The organism is Streptococcus parapneumoniae (assembly GCF_037076355.1).
Classification (GTDB): domain Bacteria; phylum Bacillota; class Bacilli; order Lactobacillales; family Streptococcaceae; genus Streptococcus; species Streptococcus parapneumoniae.
Genome location: NZ_AP026968.1, coordinates 1,007,541 through 1,032,262 on the forward strand (window position 1 = coordinate 1,007,541; position 24,722 = coordinate 1,032,262).

At 37.2% G+C, this 24,722-nt stretch carries 23 protein-coding genes and 3 pseudogenes; 19 read left to right on the forward strand and 7 right to left on the reverse strand.

The window, feature by feature from the left end; translation table 11 throughout:
- Positions 1 to 96: 96 nt before the first annotated feature.
- Both SP4011_RS05180 and SP4011_RS05185 read left to right on the forward strand, forming a co-directional pair.
- A pseudogene (locus SP4011_RS05180) lies at positions 97 to 279 on the forward strand (hypothetical protein); the annotation flags it as partial.
- A gap of 23 nt (positions 280 to 302) precedes the next feature.
- Positions 303 to 770 (forward strand): NUDIX domain-containing protein, encoded by a 468-nt coding sequence (locus SP4011_RS05185; RefSeq protein WP_112443748.1) that lies wholly within the window; start codon positions 303 to 305, stop codon positions 768 to 770.
- On the opposite strand, the pseudogene SP4011_RS05190 reads toward SP4011_RS05185, so the two are convergent.
- Positions 767 to 835: pseudogene (locus SP4011_RS05190) on the reverse strand (DNA-binding transcriptional regulator); the annotation flags it as partial. The gene SP4011_RS05185 and the pseudogene SP4011_RS05190 overlap by 4 nt on opposite strands.
- Positions 836 to 979: 144 nt before the next feature.
- Here SP4011_RS05190 and SP4011_RS05195 point away from each other — a divergent pair.
- The 7 genes and pseudogenes from SP4011_RS05195 to SP4011_RS05225 form a co-directional block, all read left to right on the forward strand.
- The gene (locus SP4011_RS05195) at positions 980 to 1,954 is read left to right on the forward strand and encodes a LacI family DNA-binding transcriptional regulator (RefSeq protein WP_000207600.1); all 975 of its coding nucleotides are present in this window, start codon (positions 980 to 982) and stop codon (positions 1,952 to 1,954) included.
- Positions 1,954 to 2,865 (forward strand): ribokinase, encoded by a 912-nt coding sequence (rbsK, locus tag SP4011_RS05200; RefSeq protein ID WP_112443747.1) that lies wholly within the window; start codon positions 1,954 to 1,956, stop codon positions 2,863 to 2,865. The genes SP4011_RS05195 and rbsK overlap by 1 nt, the downstream gene beginning before the upstream one ends.
- The gene (gene rbsD / locus SP4011_RS05205) at positions 2,840 to 3,238 is read left to right on the forward strand and encodes a D-ribose pyranase (RefSeq protein ID WP_000759835.1); all 399 of its coding nucleotides are present in this window, start codon (positions 2,840 to 2,842) and stop codon (positions 3,236 to 3,238) included. Before rbsK ends, rbsD begins: the two co-directional genes overlap by 26 nt.
- Positions 3,239 to 3,251: 13 nt before the next feature.
- Complete coding sequence (locus SP4011_RS05210; RefSeq protein ID WP_112443746.1) at positions 3,252 to 4,730, forward strand: sugar ABC transporter ATP-binding protein; 1,479 nt, start codon at positions 3,252 to 3,254, stop codon at positions 4,728 to 4,730.
- Between the two features lies 1 nt (position 4,731).
- On the forward strand, positions 4,732 to 5,676 hold the full coding sequence (locus SP4011_RS05215; protein WP_000799270.1) for an ABC transporter permease subunit: 945 nt from the start codon (positions 4,732 to 4,734) through the stop codon (positions 5,674 to 5,676).
- A gap of 103 nt (positions 5,677 to 5,779) precedes the next feature.
- Positions 5,780 to 6,745, forward strand: a complete 966-nt coding sequence (locus SP4011_RS05220) for a substrate-binding domain-containing protein (RefSeq protein ID WP_000691494.1) — start codon at positions 5,780 to 5,782, stop codon at positions 6,743 to 6,745.
- A 77-nt stretch (positions 6,746 to 6,822) separates the two neighbouring features.
- Positions 6,823 to 6,963: pseudogene (locus SP4011_RS05225) on the forward strand (DNA mismatch repair protein MutT); the annotation flags it as partial.
- Here SP4011_RS05225 and SP4011_RS05230 read toward each other — a convergent pair.
- The 5 genes from SP4011_RS05230 to coaB form a co-directional block, all read right to left on the reverse strand.
- Positions 6,960 to 7,475, reverse strand: coding sequence for a transcription repressor NadR (locus SP4011_RS05230; protein ID WP_100104466.1), 516 nt, complete (start codon positions 7,473 to 7,475; stop codon positions 6,960 to 6,962). The pseudogene SP4011_RS05225 and the gene SP4011_RS05230 sit on opposite strands and share 4 nt — an antisense overlap.
- A 12-nt stretch (positions 7,476 to 7,487) precedes the next feature.
- Positions 7,488 to 8,015, reverse strand: a complete 528-nt coding sequence (locus SP4011_RS05235; protein WP_049515422.1) for an ECF transporter S component — start codon at positions 8,013 to 8,015, stop codon at positions 7,488 to 7,490.
- A gap of 176 nt (positions 8,016 to 8,191) precedes the next feature.
- Entirely contained in the window at positions 8,192 to 8,755 is a 564-nt protein-coding gene (locus SP4011_RS05240) for an ECF transporter S component (RefSeq protein WP_000747412.1), read from the reverse strand.
- A complete protein-coding gene (coaC, locus tag SP4011_RS05245) occupies positions 8,739 to 9,290 on the reverse strand; it encodes a phosphopantothenoylcysteine decarboxylase (RefSeq protein ID WP_112443744.1) in 552 nt (183 codons plus the stop codon). Before coaC ends, SP4011_RS05240 begins: the two co-directional genes overlap by 17 nt.
- An 11-nt stretch (positions 9,291 to 9,301) precedes the next feature.
- Positions 9,302 to 9,991, reverse strand: a complete 690-nt coding sequence (coaB, locus tag SP4011_RS05250; protein WP_112443743.1) for a phosphopantothenate--cysteine ligase — start codon at positions 9,989 to 9,991, stop codon at positions 9,302 to 9,304.
- A 225-nt stretch (positions 9,992 to 10,216) separates the two neighbouring features.
- Here coaB and SP4011_RS05255 point away from each other — a divergent pair, with 225 nt between their 5' ends.
- The 10 genes from SP4011_RS05255 (at position 10,217) to SP4011_RS05300 (ending at position 23,237) form a co-directional block, all read left to right on the forward strand.
- Positions 10,217 to 11,887, forward strand: a complete 1,671-nt coding sequence (locus SP4011_RS05255) for a formate--tetrahydrofolate ligase (RefSeq protein WP_338620198.1) — start codon at positions 10,217 to 10,219, stop codon at positions 11,885 to 11,887.
- A gap of 382 nt (positions 11,888 to 12,269) precedes the next feature.
- A complete protein-coding gene (gene mutY / locus SP4011_RS05260) occupies positions 12,270 to 13,445 on the forward strand; it encodes an A/G-specific adenine glycosylase (RefSeq protein WP_338620200.1) in 1,176 nt (391 codons plus the stop codon).
- Positions 13,446 to 13,500: 55 nt separating this feature from the next.
- Positions 13,501 to 14,205 carry a response regulator YycF gene (gene yycF, locus SP4011_RS05265; RefSeq protein ID WP_050223087.1) on the forward strand — a complete coding sequence of 235 codons (705 nt, stop codon included), beginning with the start codon at positions 13,501 to 13,503 and terminating at the stop codon, positions 14,203 to 14,205.
- A complete protein-coding gene (gene vicK / locus SP4011_RS05270) occupies positions 14,198 to 15,547 on the forward strand; it encodes a cell wall metabolism sensor histidine kinase VicK (protein ID WP_000886220.1) in 1,350 nt (449 codons plus the stop codon). The genes yycF and vicK overlap by 8 nt, the downstream gene beginning before the upstream one ends.
- Before the next feature lies 1 nt (position 15,548).
- Positions 15,549 to 16,358 (forward strand): MBL fold metallo-hydrolase, encoded by an 810-nt coding sequence (locus SP4011_RS05275; protein WP_000004964.1) that lies wholly within the window; start codon positions 15,549 to 15,551, stop codon positions 16,356 to 16,358.
- Between the two features lie 90 nt (positions 16,359 to 16,448).
- Positions 16,449 to 16,691, forward strand: a complete 243-nt coding sequence (gene relB / locus SP4011_RS05280; RefSeq protein WP_050223090.1) for a type II toxin-antitoxin system RelB family antitoxin — start codon at positions 16,449 to 16,451, stop codon at positions 16,689 to 16,691.
- A 1-nt stretch (position 16,692) separates the two neighbouring features.
- Positions 16,693 to 16,947: a type II toxin-antitoxin system RelE/ParE family toxin gene (locus SP4011_RS05285; RefSeq protein WP_338620205.1), complete on the forward strand. Its 255-nt coding sequence runs from the start codon at positions 16,693 to 16,695 to the stop codon at positions 16,945 to 16,947.
- Between the two features lie 75 nt (positions 16,948 to 17,022).
- Complete coding sequence (locus SP4011_RS05290) at positions 17,023 to 18,900, forward strand: Eco57I restriction-modification methylase domain-containing protein (RefSeq protein WP_338620207.1); 1,878 nt, start codon at positions 17,023 to 17,025, stop codon at positions 18,898 to 18,900.
- 109 nt (positions 18,901 to 19,009) lie between these two features.
- Positions 19,010 to 19,960 (forward strand): Abi family protein, encoded by a 951-nt coding sequence (locus SP4011_RS05295; protein ID WP_000658133.1) that lies wholly within the window; start codon positions 19,010 to 19,012, stop codon positions 19,958 to 19,960.
- A 22-nt stretch (positions 19,961 to 19,982) separates the two neighbouring features.
- On the forward strand, positions 19,983 to 23,237 hold the full coding sequence (locus SP4011_RS05300) for a DEAD/DEAH box helicase family protein (RefSeq protein WP_338620209.1): 3,255 nt from the start codon (positions 19,983 to 19,985) through the stop codon (positions 23,235 to 23,237).
- A 325-nt stretch (positions 23,238 to 23,562) separates the two neighbouring features.
- Here SP4011_RS05300 and SP4011_RS05305 read toward each other — a convergent pair whose 3' ends face one another.
- Positions 23,563 to 24,549, reverse strand: a complete 987-nt coding sequence (locus tag SP4011_RS05305) for an L-lactate dehydrogenase (RefSeq protein ID WP_000204726.1) — start codon at positions 24,547 to 24,549, stop codon at positions 23,563 to 23,565.
- Positions 24,550 to 24,722: the final 173 nt, after the last annotated feature.

Sequence of the window (24,722 nt, forward strand, 5' to 3'; positions counted from 1 at the left end):
TGTTTTGAGGTTGTGGATAGAACTGACAGAATCAGTATCATATACCTACGGCAAGGCGAATCTGGCGTGGTTGGCTCTTTGATTTTCGAAGAGTATTACTTTTGGTTTTCGGCATTCTTGCTTTGTCAATCATTCCGAGTTCAGCCATTTCCATTAATATAGACTATCATATACAAAATAAAGAAATTATCATTGTCAGAGGTTTTGTGGCAACATCATGAATTGATCAATTCCTGTATCATGAAGTCAGAAGTAAAATACAACGAAGATATGTTTTAATAACTTAGAAAGCGAGTAAATTTATGTCCCGTTCCCAATTAACGATTTTAACAAATATTTGTCTGATTGAAGACCTAGAAAACCAGCGCGTGGTGATGCAGTACCGCGCTCCTGAAACCAATCGCTGGTCTGGTTATGCCTTTCCAGGAGGTCATGTAGAAAATGGCGAGTCTTTTGCAGAGTCAGTCATTCGTGAAATCTATGAAGAAACAGGATTGACTATCCAAAATCCTCAACTTGTCGGTATTAAAAATTGGCCACTAGATACAGGTGGGCGCTATATTGTCGTTTGTTATAAGGCGACTGAGTTCTTTGGTACCCTTCGCTCTTCAGAAGAGGGAGAAGTTTCTTGGGTGCAAAAAGACCAGATTCCAAACTTAGATCTGGCCTATGATATGTTACCATTGATGGAGATGATGGAAGCTCCGGACAAGTCAGAGTTTTTCTACCGCCACCGTACAGAAGACGATTGGGAAAAGAAAATTTTCTAGTCTTTTACTAAATAACCGAGCTGATCCAAGGCCTCCTCTATATAGTGGAGGTCTTGTTGTGTTTCCTGTATAATAGTAATAATGGATTTGGAAAAAATATATGTACTCTGAAATAAATTTAAAATATTTTTAGAAAAGTATTGACAAATCAAAAGAAAACGTTTACTATAGAATAAGGGAACGGTTCCACAACGTAAGAAGGAGGAATGATGACTACAATAAAACAGGTTGCTGAAGAAGCTGGAGTATCAAAATCAACGGTTTCAAGATATATATCAAAAAAAGGTTATGTTGGAGATGATGCGAGAGAGAAAATAAAAAATGCGATTAAAAAATTAAATTACACACCAAATGTATTAGCACAATCTTTGAAAACCAAAAAAAACCAAATGGTGGGACTCTTATTGCCAGATATTTCAAATCCCTTCTTCCCAAGATTGGTTCGAGGAGCTGAATCATATTTGAAAGATAAAGGTTATAGAATTATGGTTGGTACGATTTCAGACCAAGAATCTTTGAGTGAATATGTTAACTTACTGTTGAAAACAAATGCTGCTGGAATTATTACTACACATGACTTCACAAAAGAATATCCAGATTTATCATTACCTGTTGTTGTGGTTGACCGGATTAGTAAAGATACAGGTTACGGTGTTTTTTCTGATAATCAGTCAGGTGGTCGTTTGGCTGCTGAAGCAATCTGTAATGCAGGTGCTAAACAAGTTCTGATTATTAAAGTTTTAGATGATAAAGCCGAGAATATCGCGGAACGGTTTGAAGCAAGTTTAAACTATTTGAGGAATAAATCTTTAGAAATTTGTATTGAAGAAAGTGAAACGTTTGACTTTGAAAAAATTCAAAAAGAAGCTAAAGAGAATCTAAAAAGAAATCCAAATATCGATAGTATTATAGCACCTTCTGATATTCATGCGATAGCTTATATTCATGAAATTTTAGCAATTGGTAAAAAAATTCCAGATGATATTCAAATCATTGGTTATGATGATATTGTACTTAGTCAATTTATTTACCCTTCTTTATCAACTATTCACCAATCATCATATAAAATGGGAGAACAGGCTGCAAAGCTAATCTATAATATGGCAAATAAGTTCTCTATAGATGAAGCTAAAATTAAACTACCTGTTAGATACGTAGAAAGAAATACATTAAGGAGAAAGTAATGAGTAAAATTGTTGTTGTTGGAAGTATTTCAATGGACTTAGTTATGAGAACAAAAAGGATTCCAGAAGGAGGTGAAACGATTTTTGGGGATTCATTTAATATAGTTCCAGGTGGAAAAGGTGCAAATCAAGCTGTAGCTATTGGTAGATTATCCAGTGTAGAAGATCATATTTACATATTTGGAAACGTCGGAGAAGATATTTTTTCAGCAGATTTACTAAGTAATCTGCAAAATAATAATATTTCTACAGAACATGTGGGAACGGTACCACAATCTACAGGAGTTGCACAAATTACTTTATATGGAGGTGATAATAGGATTATTTATTATCCCGGAGCGAATAATTTAGTTAAAACAAATGATTGGAAAAATGAGTGGGAATTGATTAGTGATGCAAGTATTGTTGTATTACAGAATGAAATACCACATGAAGCCAACCTATCTATAGCTAAATTTTGCCAAGAAAATAAAGTTAAGGTGCTTTACAATCCTGCACCAGCTAGAGAAACAGATATAGAGATGATTCCTTTTTGTGATTTTATTATTCCTAATGAGCATGAATGTTCAGAGCTTTTTCCAGATAAGAAATTAGAAGAAATTATTAAAATTTATCCTAATAAAATGATTGTGACATTAGGAGTTGAAGGTTCCATTTATTATGATGGGGCAGTAGTTCAGAAGATTCCTGCTATAAAAGCAGAAGTAGTTGATACTACAGGAGCAGGAGATACATTTAATGGTGCTTTTGCTTATGCTATCTCAAAAGGAAAAGAGATGAATGTTGCATTGTCCTTTGCAACGATTGCTTCACATCTTTCTGTTCAAAGATTTGGAGCGCAAGGAGGCATGCCGAGTTTGAAAGAAATAAAGGAGCATTCAGGATATGAAGAAATATGGGATTTTAAATAGTAATATAGCAAAACTAGCTGATGATTTAGGTCATATGGATTTGGTTTGTATCGGAGATTTAGGATTGCCAGTTCCAAAAGGTGTTGATAAAATTGATTTAGCATTAAGAAAAGGTAGTCCAAGTTTTTTAGAAGTTTTAAAAGAATATTCAGATCATGTACTTATTGAAAAAATTTTCTTAGCAGAAGAAATTAAGGAAAAAAACAAAGAACAGTGGCAAGCAGTTCTAGATCTTTTAGGATCGAATATAATTATTGAATATATTAGTCATGAAGAATTGAAAGCTATGAATACTAAAGTTAAGGCAGTTATTCGCACTGGGGAAGATACACCATATTCGAATATAATCTTGCAATCAGGAGTTATTATTTAGAAGGGGGTTGCCTATGAAAATTGAAATGAAGAACATTTCAAAATCTTTTGGGAATAATCGTGTTTTAGAAAGTATTGATTTGGTTCTTAATTCAGGAGAAGTTCATGCTTTAATGGGAGAGAATGGTGCAGGCAAATCAACCTTAATGAATATTTTAACTGGACTTTTTCCAGCTACTTCAGGAACTATTTTTATTGATGGAAAAGAAAAAACATTTTCTAATCCTCAAGAGGCAGAACGTTTTGGACTGAGTTTTATTCATCAAGAAATGAATACTTGGCCAGATATGACTGTACTTGATAATCTTTTTTTAGGAAGAGAAATTAAAAATTCGATTGGGTTTCTAGATAAAGCTAGTATGGAAAGGAAAGCTAAAGAAGCATTTAAACGTCTTAATATCTCTATTCCTCTTGATGCAATCATTGGTCAATTATCAGTCGGACAACAACAAATGATAGAAATAGCAAAATGTTTATTATCAGAAGTTTCCTTGTTAATTATGGATGAACCCACAGCAGCTTTAACTGATCGTGAAACTGAAACACTTTTTAAAGTGATAGAAGGATTAAAATCTGATGGTGTAGGTATTGTGTATATTTCACATCGGATGGAAGAAATCTTTAAGATTACAGATCTTATAACTGTTATGAGGGATGGGTTTGTAATTGATACCAAGAAAACGAACTTAACTAATGCGGATGAATTAGTTCAGAAGATGGTAGGTCGTGAATTAGAAGATTATTATCCAGAAAAAAAGGCTGAGATTGGGAATATTGTTTTTCAAGCTAAGAATCTTTCTGGTGATGCTTTTACGGATATTTCTTTCTATGTACGTCAAGGGGAAATTCTTGGTTTTTCTGGTTTGATGGGTGCTGGTCGTACTGAAATAATGCGAGCAATTTTTGGAATTGATTCTTTAAAATCTGGTCAAATTATAATAAACGAAGAACAACTGATAATTAAAAATCCTTTTGAAGCAATTAAGCATGGAATTGGTTTCTTAACAGAAGATCGTAAAGATGAGGGATTGATTTTAGATTTTTCTATTAAAGATAATATGACTTTACCTAGTACTCGTGATTTTGTTAAAAATGGCATTTTTGATAATAAAACAAGTGATATATTTGTACAACGTTTAATTGATAGGCTACGAATTAAATCAGGTTATCCAGATAAGGAAGTTGGAACACTTTCTGGTGGTAATCAACAGAAAGTAGTTTTAGCAAAATGGATAGGTATTGCTCCAAAAGTACTGATTCTAGATGAGCCAACTCGTGGGGTAGATGTTGGTGCTAAGCGTGAAATTTACCAATTAATGAATGAATTGGCTGAACGAGGTGTGCCGATTATTATGGTATCTTCAGATTTACCAGAAGTGATCGGAGTCAGTGATCGCATTATGGTCATGCATGAAGGAAGAATTAGTGGAGAATTAACACGTCAAGAAGCTACACAAGAAAAAGTTATGCAACTAGCTACAGGAGGACAATAGTGTGAAAAATACTATGAAGTATATGTCAGAATTGACAACAGTAATAGCATTGATAATTTTAATGGCTGTCATCACTATTATCAATTCAAATTTTTTAACAGCAAATAATCTGTTAAATTTACTATTGCAAGTAACATCAAATGCACTGATTGCTTTTGGAATGACTTTTGTTATTCTAACAGGTGGAATTGATTTATCAGTAGGATCAATTTTAGCCTTATCCAGTGCGCTAACAGCTGGTTTATTAGGATCTGGAATGCCTGTTGCGTTAGCAATTCTCAGCTCTTTAATTTTGGGTTGCATTCTGGGGATGATGAATGGGTTATTGATTTCCTACGGGAAATTAGCTCCATTTATCGTTACTTTAGCAACTATGACTATTTTTAGAGGCGCAACACTTGTTTATACAAATGGGAATCCTATTACAAAAGGATTAAGTGATACATTCTTATTTCAATTTTTGGGGCAAGGTTACATAGTCGGAATTCCATTTCCTGTAATTATTATGTTTATTGTATTTATTGTTTTATATGTTTTACTTCATAAAACAGCATTTGGTAAATCTGTGTATGCTATAGGGGGGAATGAAAAAGCAGCATATATATCAGGTGTGAAACTAAATAAAGTGAAAATTATCATTTATTCAATTTCAGGTATGATGGCTTCAATTTCTGGATTGATTATAACATCACGCTTAAGTTCTGCTCAACCAACAGCAGGTGCTAGTTATGAAATGGATGCTATTGCAGCTGTTGTTCTTGGGGGAACCTCATTATCAGGAGGTAAAGGTCGTATACTGGGGACTCTAATAGGTGCTTTAATTATTGGAGTTTTGAATAATGGACTTAATATTATTGGTGTTTCAGCATTTTGGCAGCAAGTAGTAAAAGGAGTTGTAATTTTAATTGCTGTTCTGATTGATCGTTTTAAAGTTGTAAAACAGTAGAATCATTTTCAATTTTTTTGGAAATAGTAACAATTTATTAGATGACGAACAATAGTCGGGATGGAAACTATCCCTATAGATATATATTACGAGGAGTAATAACATGAAAATTATTAAAAAAATTAGCATTTTTGCTTTGTTTGTAACATTTATTTTTGCTTTAGTAGCTTGTGGAAAAACTGGTTTAGGAAATTCATCAAATGATAATAAATCTACGACTCAAAAGTCGGCAAAAGAATTAAAATTAGGAGTTTCTATTTCGACTACTAACAATCCCTATTTTGTAGCTATGAAAGATGGTCTTGAAAAAGCCGCAGGAGAAAAAGAAGTAACTTTGAAGATAGCAGATGCACAAGATGATGCTGCTAGACAAGCAGATGATATTCAGAATTTTATTAGTCAAAATGTAGATGCCTTACTAATTAATCCAGTTGATTCTGATGCAATTGTTACATCTATTAAAGCTGCTAATAATGCAAATATTCCAGTAATCTTAATTGACCGCGGTAGTAATGGTGGTGAAGTCTTGACAACTGTTGCTTCTGATAACGTAGAAGCAGGTAAAATGGCTGCCGAATTTATTACCAAGCAATTGGGAGAAAAAGCAAAAACTTTTGAATTATCAGGAGTCCCTGGCGCTTCTGCAACTGTAGATAGAGGTAAAGGATTTGAACAAATTTCAAAGACAAATTTAGATGTTCTTTCTAGTCAATCCGCTAATTTTGATCGCGCAAAAGCTTTGAATACAGCGCAAAATATGATTCAAGGAAACAAAGAAGTACAAGCAATCTTTGCACAGAATGATGAGATGGCGTTAGGAGCTGCACAAGCAGTAAAAGCAGCTGGTCTTATCAATGTATTAATTGTTGGTATTGATGGTCAACCAGATGCACATGATGCTATTGCAAAAGGTGATATTACTGCCACTATTGCTCAGCAACCAGCTAAGATGGGTGAAATTGCTATTCAATCAGCTATCGATCATTATCAAGGGAAAAAACTGGAAAAAGAAACAGTTTCTCCAATTTATCTTGTGACTAAGGATAATGTTGATCAACATAACTGGTGATATATTTTTAGTAAGCAAGTAGTTGTTAATTTTCATTCAATGTAGTTTTTAAATATCATTGTTACTATTTGCGCTATTGGATTCAAAAAGACCAGATTCCAAACTTGGATCTGGCCTATGATATGTTACCTTTGATGGAGATGATGGACGCTCCTGACAAGTCAGAGTTTTTCTACCGCCACCGTACAGAAGACGATTGGGAAAAGAAAATTTTCTAATCCTTTACTAAATAACCGAGCTGATCCAAGGCCTCCTCGATATAGTGGAGGTCTTGTTGCGTTTCGGCTTCGATTAGGTGGTAATGGATGCCATCTGTTAATTCAGACAGAGGTCTAAAATCTGAATGCTCGACTTGTTCTAGAAAATGTTGCACATCTCTGCGACAAGAAAGTTTGAGTAGAGTTTCAATTTCTCCGTAAACAGGATGATCAATCAAGGTATTTTGAACACGCCCTCCATTATCTACGATAGCAAGAAGTTCCTGACCGATTTCTTCAACTTCATGTTTCACCTTGAAAAGTTTATGGACATAAGGATTGGTATCAATTTGCTTATAGATGTAGCCACGATTAGTAGATAGGATAGGAGCGCCATCGGCTCTCAAAATTGCAATGTCCTGCACAATGACCTGACGTGTGACATGAAAATGTTCCGCCAAACTTTGGCCATTGAGGGCTTTAGGAGCTTCTTTCAAGAGTTGGAGCAGAGCTTGTTTGCGATCTTTTGTCATAGCTTTTCCTTTTTAACGGCGTTTTCGAAGCACTTTATAGACAGCTAGTGCTAATGTATAGTCTACCATACTATGGATAATTGTGCCAAATCCAACTAGCACAAATAGAACGTAAAACATATTTTCTACATTGGTACCGGAAGTTGCATAAAAAATGACACAAGCTAATACTTCAGCAAGGGCATGAACGACAGCCAAAACAAAGTTGAAAATCCAGGAAGCTTTTGGTTTATCTAGGGTATCGGGGAATTTTTGTAGGTAAAGAGCTCCCAAAGTCCCAAAAAAGATATGGGAAAAAGCTCGAAATACGATAACCATGGGATAGCCAGCCATCAAAAATCCAAAACTAGAGGCTAGGATGACAAAAACTGCCATCAAGGGCGACAAGAACATGGCAATAAAAATAGCGATGTGGCTCCCCAAAGTGTAAGAAGCAGGTGGAATGACAATCTTGAAAGGCATAACAATTGGAATCAAAATTGCGATAGCCGTTAAGAGGGCAGTCATGGTCATAAATTGTGTTTTTTTCCGTGTATTCATAAGAATCTCCTTTTTAGCTGTATATACACTAGTATAGTACAATAAACCAGACAATAAAGCAAGGATTTACTTGGGTTTATAGATCATTTTTTAGTTAAAAGTTAGTAAAGATTTCACTAAAAAGAAACTGTATAGAGCAAAATCTCCACCTTCAATCTTGAAAGCGGAGATTGTTTTTATTTCTTCAAGGTTTGTAGTCGTGGAACAATGGCTAGGGTTAGAACTGCGGAAATAACTAATTCGGCAATGGAGTTTGTTGAGATAACGGTTGCCAGGAGTTTTTGGATATTACCATCAAAGACATTTCCAAAAAGGTAGAAAATTCCACCAAGGACAAAGACTGTGTTGGTAAGTGAACCAAGGGCACCAGCTAAAATAAGACCAGTTTTATTTTTCATCAGTTTATAGACTAGATACGGAGTTAAACCAATCAAAATACGTGGGACGATGGCAATGATAGCTGAGTAGATGTTTCCGTTTGGTACAAAAGGTGAGAAGAGGTAGCTTGTTGGTAGAATTGTAATCGTATTAACTGTCAAGCTAAGTAGTCCCATTAAAAATCCAAGTGTAACCCCAACTCGTGGACCGTAAATAATGCTGGCAATAATGACAGGAATATGAACGATAGTCGGTTTGATTGGGAATGGAAAAAGGTTAAAGATAAGCGAGCTCAGAAAGTGTATCACGAGCATGGTTGCAAAAAAGATAGCAATGGGTGCAATATTAGAGCGTTTTTTCATCGAGAGTTTCCTTTATTCTTTCTAAAATAATTGTGAGGTCGGCTAAAGCTCCTCGTCCGTGGTCTCCACAAGCTAGTAGGGATTCCTTAGGAGCAATCAGCTGATAGCCGTAGGTTTCTAATGTTTTTAGATTAGCCTGAGTTGCTGGATGGTCATACATTTTTGTATTCATAGCAGGAGCTATTAGTTTAGGAATATGACTGGGCAAGGCTAGAGCTGTACAAGTTACCATGTTGTCCGCAAAACCATGGGCTAGTTTTGCAATAGTGTTAGCTGTTGCAGGGGCCACGATAAATAAATCCGCCTTTTTTCCAAGTTCGATATGATTGACTTGATCAGGATAGGGTTCCTTCATAACATCCAAGTGGACAGGATTCTGCGATAAGACCTGTAGTGTTAAAGGTTGGATAAACTCTGTAGCAGCCTGAGTCATTAAGACAGTGACTTGATGACCTTGTTTTTTTAGAGAACTGACTAAATCTGCCGACTTGTAAGAGGCGATTGAGCCCGTTACAGCCAAGAGAATGTTTGCCATAGCTTTCCTTTCTACGAATGATAGGCTTGAATTTTTTCAAGGAGGAGTTTTGCAATTTCTTCTTTAGTGTTAACCGTTTGAAGATAATCTTTCTCAACAAAGATTGCACGATGCTGGTTTGCTGAAATTTGAGTCAGGTCATTTGCGATAATCAAGTCTGCTTGGTTCTTGATAAGACTTTTTCTAGCAATGTCAACCAGATGATCTTCGGTAACATCAACCAGCAGCTTAAAGCCAATCAGATGAATAGCAGGATTCCATTCCTTGACTAGAGAGATGATTTTGGGAGTCTTTTTTAGGAACAAAACCTGAACCTCATCAGTTGAAGAAATCTTAGCTTGATGATTTTGCTTGCTTAAAAATTCTTCTAGATTGGAGCTAGCCTGAACTTCTTCCAGCCCCGTCATATAAACAGGAGTGTAGTCGGATACGGCCATTGAGTGAATCAAGACTTGATAATCCTGAACATGTTCTTGCATTTCTAGTAGAAGGTCCTTGGTATTGTTAATTTCTCGAATGCTTAGGTTGGGATGGGCTTCTGGCTTCACGGCTCGTTTTGTCGTTATCAAACAAACTTCATGCCCAGCAGCAAGCAAGGTTTCAGTGATGATTTTCCCCAAGCGACCTGTGGAATGGTTAGTGATAGAGCGGACGCTATCGATAGCTTCACTGGTACCGCCCGATGTAACTAAAATTTTCATAGCACTATTGTACACAAAAATAAACGGTAAGTAAAATGAAAGTGATAAAAATTTGGTAAAAGGAAAGAATATAGTTTCAAACTATAAAGCCATATAAAATTTAAGAAAGGGCTCTAAAAACCTTAAAAACAGGGATATTTACGAACGTTTAGAGAGTTTTCGGATGTTAAAAATCTTGTTTTGTGTTATAATGAATTATCATAAAAGAGGTTAGAGGAGTTTTGAATGAAAACAGATATTGAAATCGCACAGAGTATTGAGTTGAAGCCAATCGTTGATGTTGTAGAGAAACTGGGCATTTCTTACGATGATTTGGAGTTGTATGGAAAGTACAAGGCTAAGCTCAGCTTTGATAAAATTCGTGCAGTTGAGAGCAATCCAGTTGGGAAATTAATCTTGGTTACTGCCATCAACCCAACACCTGCAGGTGAAGGAAAATCAACCATTACCATTGGTCTTGCGGATGCCTTGAACAAGATTGGCAAAAAAACCATGATCGCTATCCGCGAACCATCTCTTGGTCCAGTAATGGGTATCAAGGGTGGTGCCGCTGGTGGTGGTTACGCTCAAGTTCTGCCAATGGAAGACATCAACCTCCACTTTACTGGAGACATGCATGCCATTACAACTGCCAACAATGCTCTTTCTGCCTTGATTGACAACCACTTGCACCAAGGAAATGAGCTTGGAATTGATCAACGCCGTATTCTCTGGAAACGTGTAGTGGACTTGAACGACCGTGCTCTTCGCCATGTGACCGTTGGACTTGGTGGCCCTCTAAATGGTATTCCACGTGAGGATGGCTTTGATATTACAGTTGCTTCCGAAATCATGGCAATTCTTTGCTTGGCAACAGACATCGAGGACTTGAAACGCCGTTTGGCTAATATCGTTATCGGTTATCGCTATGACCGTACCCCTGTTTCTGTAGGTGATTTGCAGGTTGAAGGTGCCTTAGCTTTGATCTTGAAGGATGCTATTAAGCCGAACCTGGTTCAGACAATTTATGGAACGCCTGCCTTTGTACATGGTGGTCCATTTGCTAATATTGCTCATGGATGTAATTCAGTCTTGGCAACAAGCACAGCCCTTCACTTGGCTGATTACACAGTTACTGAAGCTGGTTTTGGTGCAGACCTTGGTGCTGAGAAATTCCTTGATATTAAGACACCAAACTTGCCAACATCTCCAGATGCAGTTGTTATCGTCGCAACCCTTCGTGCCCTTAAGATGAATGGTGGTGTAGCTAAAGACGCTTTGACAGAAGAAAATGTGGAGGCGGTTCGTGCAGGTTTTGCTAACTTGAAACGCCACGTTGAAAATATCCGTAAATTTGGAGTACCTGCAGTCGTAGCAATCAATGAATTTGTCTCTGATACTGAAGCAGAAATCGCAGCCTTGAAAGAGCTTTGTGCCTCAATCGATGTACCAGTTGAGTTGGCAAGTGTCTGGGCTGATGGTGCAGAAGGTGGAGTAGCGCTTGCTGAAACGGTTGTCAAGACTATCGCTGAAAACCTAGCTAACTACAAACGTTTGTATGATAATGACCTTTCTGTCCAAGAAAAGATTGAAAAGATTGTTACTGAAATCTACCGTGGTAGCAAAGTAAACTTTGAGAAGAAAGCTCAAACACAAATCGCTCAAATCGTTCAAAACGGTTGGGACAAATTGCCAATCTGTATGGCTAAAACTCAATATAGTTTTTCAGATAATCCAAATGCCCTTGGAGCACCTGAAAACTTTGAAATTACCATTCGTGAATTGGTACCAAAATTAGGTGCAGGCTTTATCGTTGCCTTAACTGGTGATGTCATGACCATGCCAGGACTTCCAAAACGACCAGCAGCCCTCAACATGGATGTTGAAAGCGATGGAACCGTTCTAGGCTTGTTCTAATAGTTTAATTGAATTCAAATGAGTTTGGAAATACTATCCAAGCTCATTTTTTATCAGACTGCAAGCAGTTCATCAATAAGATTTATATAGTGTATTGAATTTAGAATGGTACATCATAGTTTCTAAAGCATTATTAGGAATTACTTTAAAATTTCCTTATCAATTTGTTCACAGTCTATTTCAATCTACTACACTCTTCGAAAATCTCTTCAAACCACGTCAGCTTCCATCTGCAACCTCAAAACAGTGTTTTGAGCAACCTGCGGCTAGCTTCCTAGTTTGCTCTTTGATTTTCATTGAGTGTCAGTCCTCTTTCCCTTGGGAAGAGGTTTTTTAATACTAGGAAAAGGACAGTTAGAATCTTCTGTGTTATACTAGAGATATGTTAGATTTGAAAGAATACGGTATCGTTATGTGGCCAGAGGAGAAGATTATTTCTTTCCGTGAGAAACTTCTCAGTTGGTATGATGAAAACAAAAGAGATTTGCCGTGGCGTAGGAGTAAGAATCCTTATCATATCTGGGTATCTGAAATCATGCTTCAGCAGACCAGGGTGGATACAGTTATCCCTTACTACGAACGATTCTTGGACTGGTTTCCAACAGTAGAAAGTTTGGCAAATGCTCCCGAAGAAGGTTTGTTGAAGGCTTGGGAAGGTTTGGGTTATTATTCTCGAGTTCGTAATATGCAGGCTGCGGCTCAGCAGATTATGGCTGACTTTGGGGGTCAATTTCCAAACACCTATGAAGGAATTTCCAGCTTAAAAGGAATTGGACCTTACACCGCAGGTGCGATTTCCAGTATTGCTTTTAACTTGCCTGAGCCAGCTGTAGATGGTAATGTTATGCGTGTTTTGGCCCGTCTGTTTGAAGTCAACCATGATATTGGGATTCCAAGTAATCGCAAAATTTTTCAGGTAATGATGGAAATCTTGATTGACCCAGAAAGGCCTGGTGACTTTAATCAAGCTTTGATGGACTTAGGATCTGATATTGAGGCGCCTGTAAATCCCAGACCAGAAGAAAGCCCAGTTAAGGACTTTAGTGCGGCATATCAGAATGGCACAATGGACCGTTATCCAATCAAGGCTCCCAAGAAAAAGCCGGTCCCTATTTATCTTAAAGCCTTGGTGGTAAAGAATAGTCAGGGACAATTTTTGCTTGAAAAAAATGAAAGTGAAAAGCTCTTGGCAGGATTTTGGCATTTCCCCTTGATAGAAGTTGATGACTTTTCGCAAGAGGAGCAGTTTGACCTCTTCCATCAGGTTGCAGAAGAAAGTGTGAATTTTGGCCCCAGTCCAGAAGAGAGTTTTCAGCAGGACTATGACCTAGATGTTGATTGGCTTGATGTTTATTTTGAGACTGTCAAACATGTCTTTAGTCATCGTAAATGGCATGTTCAAATTGTAGCAGGACAGGTGAGTGACTTTCATGACTTTTCAGATAGGGAAGTTCGCTGGCTTTCACCAGAAGAGTTCCAGGATGTTCCATTTGCCAAACCCCAACAAAAAATCTGGCAGACTTATGCACAAGCCAACTTAGACAGTAGTAAAGACTAGCTATTGTGTCTTCTTGCTATTTTTTTGGTATAATAGTAGAGAAAAAGGTGAACATATGAAAAAAATACTAATTGTAGATGATGAAAAACCAATCTCGGATATTATCAAGTTTAATATGACCAAGGAAGGTTACGAGGTTGTAACTGCTTTTAATGGTCGTGAAGCGCTAGAGCAATTTGAAGCAGAGCAGCCAGATATTATTATTCTGGATTTGATGCTTCCAGAAATTGATGGTTTAGAAGTTGCTAAGACCATTCGCAAGACCAGCAGTGTGCCTATTATCATGCTGTCGGCTAAAGACAGTGAATTTGATAAGGTTATCGGTTTGGAGCTTGGGGCTGATGACTATGTAACCAAACCCTTCTCAAATCGTGAGTTGCAGGCGCGTGTTAAAGCTTTGCTGCGTCGTTCTCAACCTATGCCAGTAGATGGGCAGGAAGCAGAAAGTAAACCTCAGCCTATCCAAATTGGGGATTTAGAAATTGTTCCAGACGCCTACGTGGCTAAAAAATATGGCGAAGAACTAGACTTAACCCACCGTGAGTTTGAGCTTTTGTATCATTTGGCATCGCATACAGGTCAAGTCATTACGCGCGAACACTTGCTTGAGACTGTCTGGGGCTATGACTATTTTGGTGATGTCCGTACAGTTGATGTGACTGTCCGACGTCTGCGTGAGAAGATTGAAGATACGCCCAGCCGACCAGAGTATATCTTGACGCGCCGTGGTGTAGGGTATTACATGAGAAATAATGCTTGATTTACTGAAACAAACCATTTTTACCAGAGATTTTATCTTTATCCTGATTTTGTTAGGTTTCATCCTTGTTGTGACTCTCCTATTACTAGAGAATAGACGTGATAATATTCGATTGAAGCAAATCAATCAAAAGGTTAAAGACTTGATTGCAGGAGATTATTCCAAGGTTCTTGATATGCAAGGTGGGTCTGAAATCACCAATATTACCAATAATTTGAATGACTTGTCGGAGGTTATTCGTCTCACTCAGGAAAATCTAGAACAAGAGAGTAAGAGACTAAATAGTATTCTGTTTTATATGACAGATGGGGTCCTTGCGACCAATCGTCGGGGGCAGATTATCATGATTAACGATACAGCCAAGAAGCAACTGGGGTTGGTTAAAGAAGATGTCCTGAATAGAAGCATTTTGGAAGTACTCAAGATAGAAGAAGACTATGAATTGCGTGATTTGATTACCCAAAGTCCAGAATTGTTGCTAGATTCCCAAGACATCAATGGCGAATATTTGAACCTTCGAGTTCGCTTTGCCTTGATACGTCGAGAGTCTGGCTTTATTTCAGGTTTGGTGGCTGTTTTGCATGATACGACGGAGCAGGAGAAGGAAGAACGCGAACGAAGACTCTTTGTTTCCAATGTTAGCCATGAGCTACGGACACCCTTAACCAGTGTTAAATCTTATCTTGAAGCCTTGGATGAGGGAGCTTTGTGTGAAACTGTAGCACCAGACTTTATCAAGGTTTCTCTTGATGAAACCAACCGTATGATGCGCATGGTGACGGACCTCCTTCATCTTTCACGGATTGATAACGCGACCAGTCATCTGGATGTGGAACTGATTAACTTTACTGCCTTTATTACCTTTATCCTCAACCGTTTTGATCAGATAAGAGGGCAGGATGAAGAGAAGAAATACGAACTGGTGAGAGATTACCCCATTACCTCAGTCTGGATAGAGATAGATACAGATAAGATGACACAGGTGATTGATAATATTCTCAACAATGCCATCAAGTATTCGCCAGATGGTGGGAAAATCACAGTGACCATGAAGACGACTGATGATCAGATGATTTTATCCATTTCAGACCAGGGATTGGGGATTCCCAAGCAGGATTTACCACGTATTTTTGACCGTTTCTATCGTGTGGATCGTGCTAGAAGTCGTTCCCAAGGTGGTACAGGTCTAGGACTGTCTATTGCCAAAGAAATTATCAAACAACATAAGGGCTTTATTTGGGCCAAGAGTGAATACGGTAAGGGATCAACCTTTACCATTGTGCTCCCTTATGATAAGGATGCAGTGAAAGAAGAAGTGTGGGAGGATGAAGTAGAAGACTAGAATGAGTGAAACAGGCTTTAAATACAGTATTTTAGCGTCGGGTTCCAGTGGAAATTCCTTTTATCTGGAAACCCCAAAAAAGAAGCTTTTAGTGGATGCTGGCTTGTCTGGTAAAAAGATTACTAGCCTACTTGCTGAAATCAACCGCAAACCAGAAGATTTGGATGCCATCTTGATTACGCATGAGCATTCAGACCATATCCATGGAGTGGGCGTTTTGGCTCGCAAGTATGGTATGGATCTTTATGCCAATGAAAAGACCTGGCAAGCTATGGAAAATAGTAAATATCTTGGCAAGGTGGATTCTTCGCAAAAGCATATCTTTGAGATGGGCAAAACCAAAACCTTTGGAGATATTGACATCGAGAGTTTTGGTGTAAGTCATGATGCAGTCGCACCGCAGTTCTATCGCTTTATGAAGGATGACAAGAGTTTTGTCATGTTGACTGATACAGGTTATGTTAGTGATCGTATGGCAGGAATTGTCGAAAATGCAGATGGCTATCTTATCGAGTCCAACCATGATGTAGAGATTTTGCGAGCAGGATCTTATGCTTGGCGACTCAAACAACGAATCCTATCGGATCTAGGTCACCTTTCTAACGAAGATGGTGCCGAAGCCATGATTCGTACCTTAGGAAATCGTACTAAGAAAATCTACCTAGGACATTTGTCTAAAGAGAACAATATCAAGGAGCTGGCTCACATGACCATGGTCAATCAGCTAGCACAAGCTGATCTGGGAGTCGGAGTAGACTTTAAGGTTTATGATACCTCACCAGATACCGCAACACCCTTGACAGACATATAGAAAGAACGCTGAGAAGGTGTTCTTTTTATATTGACTGAACACCTAAAAAGTAATACAATAGTGTTACCATTAAAAAAGGGAGTACAAAAGATGGCTACTATTACATTAAAAGTTTCTGAAGCTGATAAAACATTTATGAAAGCAATGGCTAAGTTTGAAGGAGTTTCCCTGTCGGAACTGATCCGCACCAAAACTCTCGAAGCTCTAGAAGACGAATACGATGCTCGTGTGGCAGATTTAGCCTATCAAGAGTATTTAGAAGACTTGGAAAAAGGAGTTGAACCCATTACTTGGGAAGAAATGATGCATGATTTAGGCTTGGAGGATGAATAATTTGTATAAATTAGTTCCAATAAGACGTTTCATCAAGCAATTGAAAAAATTGGACCGTTATACGCAGAAGCTAATTACAAACTATTTACAAACCAATGTTTTGGAAGACCCAAGACGACACGGAAAGGCTTTGGTTGGTAATCGCGTTGGTCAATGGTGCTATAGAATTGGCAATTATCGAGTTATCGTACAAATTGTAGATGATGAATTAGTCGTTGCTACTCTAGAAGTTGGTCATCGGAGAGATATTTATTGAATTACTTTTTTCCAAGTAAATTTTCATTCTTTAAAATATGATATAATAGGGATTACAATATAAGAGAGGTTGCTTATGACAATAGATATTAGTGAAGAAAGTTTATCTAAAGAATCGGCTGACTTATTAAAAATTCTTTTAAAAGATCGAACGACAAAGAAATCAATTGTTTGGGCTACGCATTCTTATGAATTGTTAGGAAAGGGATTTGCTCCAAGTGATCGCATCAATCCAAGTAAGGTGACGGGAACCTATGCCAACTTGATTCAACCCAGATCTGAAAAATCCAAATATGAACAAAAAGATCGGACAAAAATAAGGGCAGAAGTGTTTACACCAACGTGGTTGGTCGCAAAGCAAAATGGATATGTAGAATCAGAATTAGGCTCGTTAAGTCTTGAGGAGTATGTGGACTTACGGTGGTTAGAGGTAACTTGTGGTGAAGCACCTTATATGGTAACGCGCTATGATACCGTAACTGGTGAGGAAATTCCATTATCTGAACGAGTTGGTTTTGTAGATAGAAAATTGCAGCGCATTAGTCGTGAGGTTTCGAACGAAGCTACCTTCTATGAACTTGTAAAAAAAGCTTATCGAGCTTCTTATGGTTATGAGTATCAAGGAGATTCTCTCCTTTTGGCGCGTGAAAATCTTTTAGCAACATTTGAGGACTACTATCTTGCAAAGATTGGAAATCAACCAACCTTAGAGCAAAAGAAAGAAATTGCGACTATTATATCCTACAATGTCTTTCAGATGGATGGATTGGAAAAAAATAGTCCTTATTCAGCTAGCCAAGGACAATCTCAACAACTAAGCTTGTTTACAGATGAGCTAGAAATTCAAGAAGCAGAAGAATCTAAAACCCAAATCAAAGACTGGAAAAAGAATAAAATGATAGGTTTTGAGCGCCTATCTAGTGAGGAAAGTGAAATGAAATTTGATGTCGTGATAGGAAATCCGCCTTACCAAGAGGAGGCGCAGGGAACAAGTACAAAGGATATGCCTATATATCATAAATTTATTTCAGAATCATACAAAATTTCTAAAAAAGCATCTTTAATAACTCCTGCTAGATTTTTATCAAATGCTGGAGGGACTCCAAAAACTTGGAATCAACAAATGTTGAATAATCAACATGTAAAGGTATCTTTTTTTGAACAAAAAAGTGGCAATGTTTTTCCTGGAACTGATATTAAAGGTGGGGTAGCAGTTACTTATTATGATACTGAACAAGAATTTGAACCAATTGAAGTTTTTGTTCCCTTTATAGAAATGAATTCAATTAGAAAAAAAGTTATTAAGAAAAATTTTGAATCTATTGATCAATTTGTTACTAATAGAGGATCATATCGATATTCTGATTTGATTTATACAGATTTTCCTAATCTTATGAAGAGAGTTTCAGATAGGAGAGTTGCTTCTAATGCTTTTGAAAAATTGCCTGAATTATTTTTTGATGTTAAACCTGAAGATGGAAATGAGTATATTAAAATATATGGGCGTTTTAATAATGAACGTGTATATAAATGGTTTAGAAAAGATTATGTAACATGTCCATCAAATTTTGAAAAGTATAAAATAATTCTTCCAAAAGCAAATGGAAGTGGGGCGATTGGCGAAGTCCTATCGACCCCCGTCATCGGGTACCCCGTCATCGGGTACACAGAAACGTTTATTTCTGTTGGTGAATTTAATTCTTTAGAAGAAGCCGAGGCTTGTTTAAAATACATTAAATCTAAGTTTTTGCGCACAATGCTTGGAGTTTTGAAAATTACTCAAGATAATACGAAAGCAGTATGGCATTATATCCCACTTCAAGACTTTACGGTCAATTCGGACATTGATTGGACACAATCAGTGGCTGATATTGACCGTCAGCTCTATCAAAAATATGGTCTTTCTCCAGAGGAAATTGCCTTTATTGAGACTCATGTAAGGGAGATGGATTAGAGAAGTATTTTTATTTGACAAATAGCGCTCAGTGATCTATAATAGACACATAGGATTAGGTCAGGAAGCATACGATGCCCTGACCCTTTTTATTTTATAGGAGATAAGTTTGAAGGAACATAAAACATTTAATCAACAGTTAACAATCTTAAGAAATAGGGGTGTTGTAGTCCCAACGAATGGAAAGCCAAAGAGATTTTTAGAACAAGAAAACTATTACAATGTTATAAACGGTTATAAAGATTTATTTTTAGTAAAGGACAGCAATAATCGACCTGTTGAACCTGAAATTTATCAAAAAGGAACCCACTTTAACGAACTAAAGGCCTTGTTTTTATTTGATAGAGAGCTAAGGATATTATTATTGAAATATTTATTGATATTCGAAAATTCAATAAAGACCACAGTTGCATATGAATTCTCTAAAAAACACCCTCGTAAGAATGCTTATTTAGATATTGCAAATTTTGTAGACAATGATCCTAAAAAAGTTCTTCAACAAATCTCTATCTTAACCAAGACGATTCATGATAAGGTAGATAGAACTGGCGCTATTAAACATTACATTGAGGAACATGGGGAAGTACCACTTTGGGTTTTAGTTAATTTTCTTACAATGGGAAACATTGCTAATTTTTACAATATTTTAACGGATAGTACAAAGAATATCATTGCAAAATTTTATACAGATAAATATAGAACACAAAATAAAGACAATACATTTAGACTATCTAGTGCAGATTTAAGTGCATGTTTGAAAGTGGCTAATCTAGTTAGAAATATCTGTGCACATGATGAACGACTGTATAATGTTAATTTAAGAAATGTCAGAATATCTCAAATAGCAAATCATTTTGGGATAAGGAGATATGATAATAAACGTTTTATAGTGGTTATTCTATTTTTAAAAATTGTACTTGATAAGAAAGATTTTCAAAGATTATATAAAGCTTTAATGAATCTATTCAATCAGTATGCTGATGAATTTAAAACTGTAGTGTTTGATGACATTTTAAACACGATGGGAATCGATTTAACAGAGTTAGAAAAATTATCTTAGTTTTTTAAAAAAAGGAATACTTATGCCAGTAGAAATTAAAACAACTAAAGAAATTCATCCTAAAATCTATGCCTACACTACACCGACGGTAACCAGCAATGAGGGCTGGATTAAGATTGGTTATACGGAGCGTGATGTCAGACAACGGATTAAAGAACAAACGCATACAGCTCATATTGATACAGATGTCTTATGGACTGGAGATGCGACCTATACAGAAGATCCTGATAAGGGTAAAACTTTCAAGGATCATGATTTCCACCATTTCCTTTCTTTTCATGATGTGGAGCGTCGTCCTAAGACGGAATGGTTCTATTTTAATGGAACTCCTGAAAAATCCAAAAATCTCTTCGATAAGTTTGTTAAGCATGATTTATCAGGTTATCAGCCTGGACAAGGACAGGACTATACCTTGCGACAAGAGCAGGAAGAAGCAGTTGCTAATACATTAGCTTATTTCCAAGAACATGCTGGAGGCAAATTTCTCTGGAATGCCAAGCCACGATTTGGTAAAACCTTGTCTACCTATGACCTAGCTCGTCGAATGGAAGCTGTTAATGTCCTAATTGTAACCAACAGGCCTGCCATTGCTAACTCATGGTATGATGATTTCGAAACATTCATAGCAGGTCAAACGACTTATAAGTTTGTTTCTGAATCAGACAGCCTTAAGAGTCGTCCAACCTTGTCACGTAAAGAATTTGTTGGTATTTTAGATGACGATGTAAGACAACTTGCTTTTATCAGTCTCCAAGACTTGAAAGGCTCTGCTTATCTAGGTGGAGAGCATAACAAACTTAAATGGGTGACAGATCTCTACTGGGATTTATTGGTTATCGATGAGGCTCACGAAGGAGTTGATACCTTTAAGACAGACCAAGCTTTTAATAAGATTCGGCGGAATTTCACTCTGCATTTGTCAGGTACACCATTTAAGGCATTGGCCAAAGGAGATTTTACAGAGGATCAAATCTACAACTGGTCTTATGCGGATGAACAGTCTGCTAAATCGACTTGGTCTTCTGAGCAAGAAGAGGAAAATCCATATGAAACCTTACCTCAGTTAAATCTCTTTACCTATCAAATGTCTCAGATGATTGGTGAGGAGTTAGAAAAAGGTGTTCAACTGGATGGCGAAAATATCGACTATGCTTTTGACTTGAGTGAATTTTTCGCCACAGATGATAAAGGGAAATTTATCCATGAGCAAGATGTCAGAAATTGGTTAGATACTCTATCGAGCAATGAAAAATATCCATTTTCAACTAAAGAACTTCGAAATGAACTCAAGCATACTTTTTGGCTGTTAGAACGTGTAGCCTCAGCTAAAGCTTTAAAAGCTCTACTAGAAGAACATCCCATCTATGAAAATTATGAGATTGTGTTAGCTGCTGGCGACGGGCGTATGTCTGAGGATGACGATAAAGTCAAACTCAAATCCTTAGATTTGGTTAGAAAAGCGATAGCAGAGAATGACAAAACCATCACCCTATCCGTCGGTCAATTGACGACAGGTGTCACTATCCCTGAATGGACGGGCGTATTGATGTTATCAAATTTGAAATCACCTGCACTTTATATGCAGGCCGCCTTCCGTGCTCAAAATCCTTACTCATGGACCGATAACAAAGGAAATCACTTTCGCAAAGAAAGAGCCTATGTATTTGACTTTGCGCCGGAAAGAACCTTGATTCTCTTTGATGAGTTTGCCAACAACTTATCGCTTGCAACTGCAGGAGGCGGCGGGACTTCGACAACTCGTGAAGAAAATATCAGAGAATTACTAAATTTCTTCCCTGTCATAGCTGAAGATAGTGCTGGTAAGATGGTTGAAATTGATGCTAAGGCGGTTCTAACCATTCCTCGCCAGATAAAAGCTAGAGAAGTTCTTAAACGTGGCTTTATGTCCAATCTCTTATTTGATAATATCAGCGGTATTTTCCAAGCTAGTCAAACAGTTCTAGACATTTTAAATGAACTCCCAGTTGAAAAGGAAGGGAAGTTACAAACATCATCTGAACTATTAGACTTTTCAGATGTTACAGTAGATGATGAGGGCAATGCAGTAGTTGACGATGAAATTGTAGTTAATCAGCAAATGCGACTTTTTGGTGAAAAAGTCTATGGACTTAGTCAATCTGTGACAGATTTGTTCACTAAGGATGAGGACAGAACTCAAAAACAGCTGGTTAATGATTTGAGTAAGACGGTTTCTTCAGTGATTGTAGAAGATTTGAAAGGTGAATACAACCTAAAAACTCGGGAAACTGAGCAAATTAAGAAACAAATTACAGTAACATTTGAGAATGAAATTCGAAAAAATGATATCGAAAGAAAAATTTCTGAAGCTCATATCAGGGAAGAATTGCAACAACAAATCAAGGAAGCGGTTGATAAGGAGCAAAAGGATAAGATTCAAGAAAATTTTGAAAAACGTTTAGAAGAAAACAATCTCATTCACAAAGAAAAACTAGAGCAAACACTCAAAAAAGAAGTGGAAAAAATGCCTGAGAAGTTTATCGAACAGGTTGAGATAAAACGTGTTGAGCAGCTGAAACAATCAGCCCAAGATGAAATTCGGGACCATCTTCGAGGATTTGCACGAACAATTCCAAGTTTCATCATGGCCTATGGTAATCAATCTCTAACACTTGATAATTTTGATACCTTTGTTCCTGAGCATGTCTTCTTTGAAGTGACTGGTATTACGATTGACCAATTTCGTTATTTGAGAGATGGTGGACAAGATTTTGCAGGGCATCTCTTTGATCAAGCAACATTTGATGAAGCAATCCAAGAATTTCTTCGCAAGAAAGAGGAGTTGGCGGATTATTTTAAAGATCAAAAAGAAGACATTTTTGACTATATTCCACCGCAGAAGACCAACCAAATTTTCACTCCTAAACGAGTGGTGAAAAGGATGGTGGATGATTTGGAAAAGGAAAATCCAGGGATTTTTGATGATCCATCTAAGACTTTTATTGATTTATATATGAAGTCAGGCCTCTATATTGCAGAATTGGTTAAACGCCTCTATAATAGTGATGGTTTGAAACAATTATTTCCAGATTCTGAAAAACGTTTGAAGCATATTTTAGAGAATCAGGTTTATGGATTTGCTCCGTCTGAGATTATCTATAATATCTCGACTAATTTTATATTTGGCAATTTTTCTAAATATATCAGTAGGAAGAATTTTGTTTTAGAAGACACTATTCCAGCAGCTAAAGCAGGAAGAATTCAGGAGTTGGTTGATTCCTATTTTGAAAATAATTAAAAAGAAGGCCGAGTCAAAATTCTTTGAAATCAGAAAAAACGCATAAGATAAGGTATTGACAATCCTTGGTATTATGCGTTTTATTGTGGGAAGATGTATAATGGATTGAAATAAGATATGAACAAATCGATTAGGAAAGGAAAATTGATTTATAGAAATATTTTAGCAGTCGATACGTACTGTTATAGATTCAATGAACTATAAAATCTGAAGAAAGCAATTTTTAACCAGATCTTAGAAGCAGTTGTGTACTACTCTAACTTCAACCTACTATAATACAGAAAAAACAACTCCCTGATGATTCAAGGAGTTGTCTATAGTTAAATTAGTTTTTTGAAGCTGCTTGGAATTCTGGGTTTTTCCATGCTTCGTCAATGATAGCTTGCAATTCTTTAGCAGATGCTTGCATTTTTTGAGTTTCTGCGTCGTTCAATGGGATATTTACTGGACGAACGATACCATGTGCACCAACAACAGCTGGTTGACCGATAAAGACGTTCTCAACTCCGTATTGACCTTCTTGGAATACTGAAAGTGGAAGTACTGCGTTTTCATCGTCAAGGATTGCTTTAGTGATACGAGCAAGGGCTACTGCGATACCGTAGTATGTTGCACCTTTTTTATTGATGATTGTGTAGGCTGCATCACGAACACCTTCGAACAATTCAATCAATTCAGCTTCTTGAACATTTTGAGTGTCTTTAAGGAATTCTTCAAGGTTTACACCAGCGATGTTTGCGTGTGACCAAACAGCGAACTCAGAGTCACCGTGTTCACCCATGATGTAGGCGTGCACTGAACGAGCATCCACATCCAATTTTTCAGCAAGTGCTTGACGGAAACGAGCTGAGTCAAGTGAAGTACCTGAACCGATAACGCGTTCTTTAGGGAAACCAGAGAATTTCCAAGTTGAGTAAGTCAAAACGTCAACTGGGTTAGCAGCAACAAGGAAGATACCTTTGAAACCTGATTCAACAACTTGAGTTACGATTGATTTGTTGATAGCAAGGTTTTTACCTACAAGGTCAAGACGAGTTTCACCTGGTTTTTGAGGCGCACCTGCAGTGATCACAACAAGGTCAGCGTCTGCACAGTCAGAGTATTGAGCTGCATAGATTTTTTTAGGTGAAGTGAAGGCAAGGGCGTGACTAAGGTCAAGCGCGTCACCAACAGCTTTTTCATGCAATTGTGGAATTTCGATAATTCCAAGCTCTTGTGCAATTCCTTGGTTAACCAGTGCAAAAGCGTAAGATGAACCTACAGCACCATCTCCGACAAGGATAACTTTTTTGTGTTGTTTAGTTGAAGTCATTGTTCTAAACATCTCCTTAATTTTATTAGGGGATTTTCCCCAGATAACTTCATTCTATCACTTTTAAAAAACTTTGTCACGAATATGCCTTATAGTTCTCAATGTAAACGTTTTAGTGGTTTAGAGGCTGAAATAGATGGGAATTTATGGTATAATGTTGTTACTTACTAATT

Excerpts from the sequence above, each read along its gene's own strand:
- coaC (WP_112443744.1), bottom strand. The coding sequence starts at position 9,290 with ATGGCAAACATTCTCTTGGCTGTAACGGGCTCAATCGCCTCTTACAAG.
- yycF (WP_050223087.1), top strand. The coding sequence starts at position 13,501 with ATGAAAAAAATACTAATTGTAGATGATGAAAAACCAATCTCGGATATT.
- SP4011_RS05230 (WP_100104466.1), bottom strand. The coding sequence starts at position 7,475 with ATGACAAAAGATCGCAAACAAGCTCTGCTCCAACTCTTGAAAGAAGCT.
- coaB (WP_112443743.1), bottom strand. The coding sequence starts at position 9,991 with ATGAAAATTTTAGTTACATCGGGCGGTACCAGTGAAGCTATCGATAGC.
- SP4011_RS05255 (WP_338620198.1), top strand. The coding sequence starts at position 10,217 with ATGAAAACAGATATTGAAATCGCACAGAGTATTGAGTTGAAGCCAATC.
- SP4011_RS05210 (WP_112443746.1), top strand. The coding sequence starts at position 3,252 with ATGAAAATTGAAATGAAGAACATTTCAAAATCTTTTGGGAATAATCGT.
- SP4011_RS05235 (WP_049515422.1), bottom strand. The coding sequence starts at position 8,015 with ATGAATACACGGAAAAAAACACAATTTATGACCATGACTGCCCTCTTA.
- SP4011_RS05290 (WP_338620207.1), top strand. The coding sequence starts at position 17,023 with ATGACAATAGATATTAGTGAAGAAAGTTTATCTAAAGAATCGGCTGAC.
- SP4011_RS05305 (WP_000204726.1), bottom strand. The coding sequence starts at position 24,549 with ATGACTTCAACTAAACAACACAAAAAAGTTATCCTTGTCGGAGATGGT.
- SP4011_RS05220 (WP_000691494.1), top strand. The coding sequence starts at position 5,780 with ATGAAAATTATTAAAAAAATTAGCATTTTTGCTTTGTTTGTAACATTT.
- SP4011_RS05195 (WP_000207600.1), top strand. The coding sequence starts at position 980 with ATGACTACAATAAAACAGGTTGCTGAAGAAGCTGGAGTATCAAAATCA.
- SP4011_RS05185 (WP_112443748.1), top strand. The coding sequence starts at position 303 with ATGTCCCGTTCCCAATTAACGATTTTAACAAATATTTGTCTGATTGAA.
- mutY (WP_338620200.1), top strand. The coding sequence starts at position 12,270 with ATGTTAGATTTGAAAGAATACGGTATCGTTATGTGGCCAGAGGAGAAG.
- SP4011_RS05240 (WP_000747412.1), bottom strand. The coding sequence starts at position 8,755 with ATGAAAAAACGCTCTAATATTGCACCCATTGCTATCTTTTTTGCAACC.
- SP4011_RS05300 (WP_338620209.1), top strand. The coding sequence starts at position 19,983 with ATGCCAGTAGAAATTAAAACAACTAAAGAAATTCATCCTAAAATCTAT.
- rbsK (WP_112443747.1), top strand. The coding sequence starts at position 1,954 with ATGAGTAAAATTGTTGTTGTTGGAAGTATTTCAATGGACTTAGTTATG.
- rbsD (WP_000759835.1), top strand. The coding sequence starts at position 2,840 with ATGAAGAAATATGGGATTTTAAATAGTAATATAGCAAAACTAGCTGAT.
- vicK (WP_000886220.1), top strand. The coding sequence starts at position 14,198 with ATGCTTGATTTACTGAAACAAACCATTTTTACCAGAGATTTTATCTTT.
- relB (WP_050223090.1), top strand. The coding sequence starts at position 16,449 with ATGGCTACTATTACATTAAAAGTTTCTGAAGCTGATAAAACATTTATG.
- SP4011_RS05275 (WP_000004964.1), top strand. The coding sequence starts at position 15,549 with ATGAGTGAAACAGGCTTTAAATACAGTATTTTAGCGTCGGGTTCCAGT.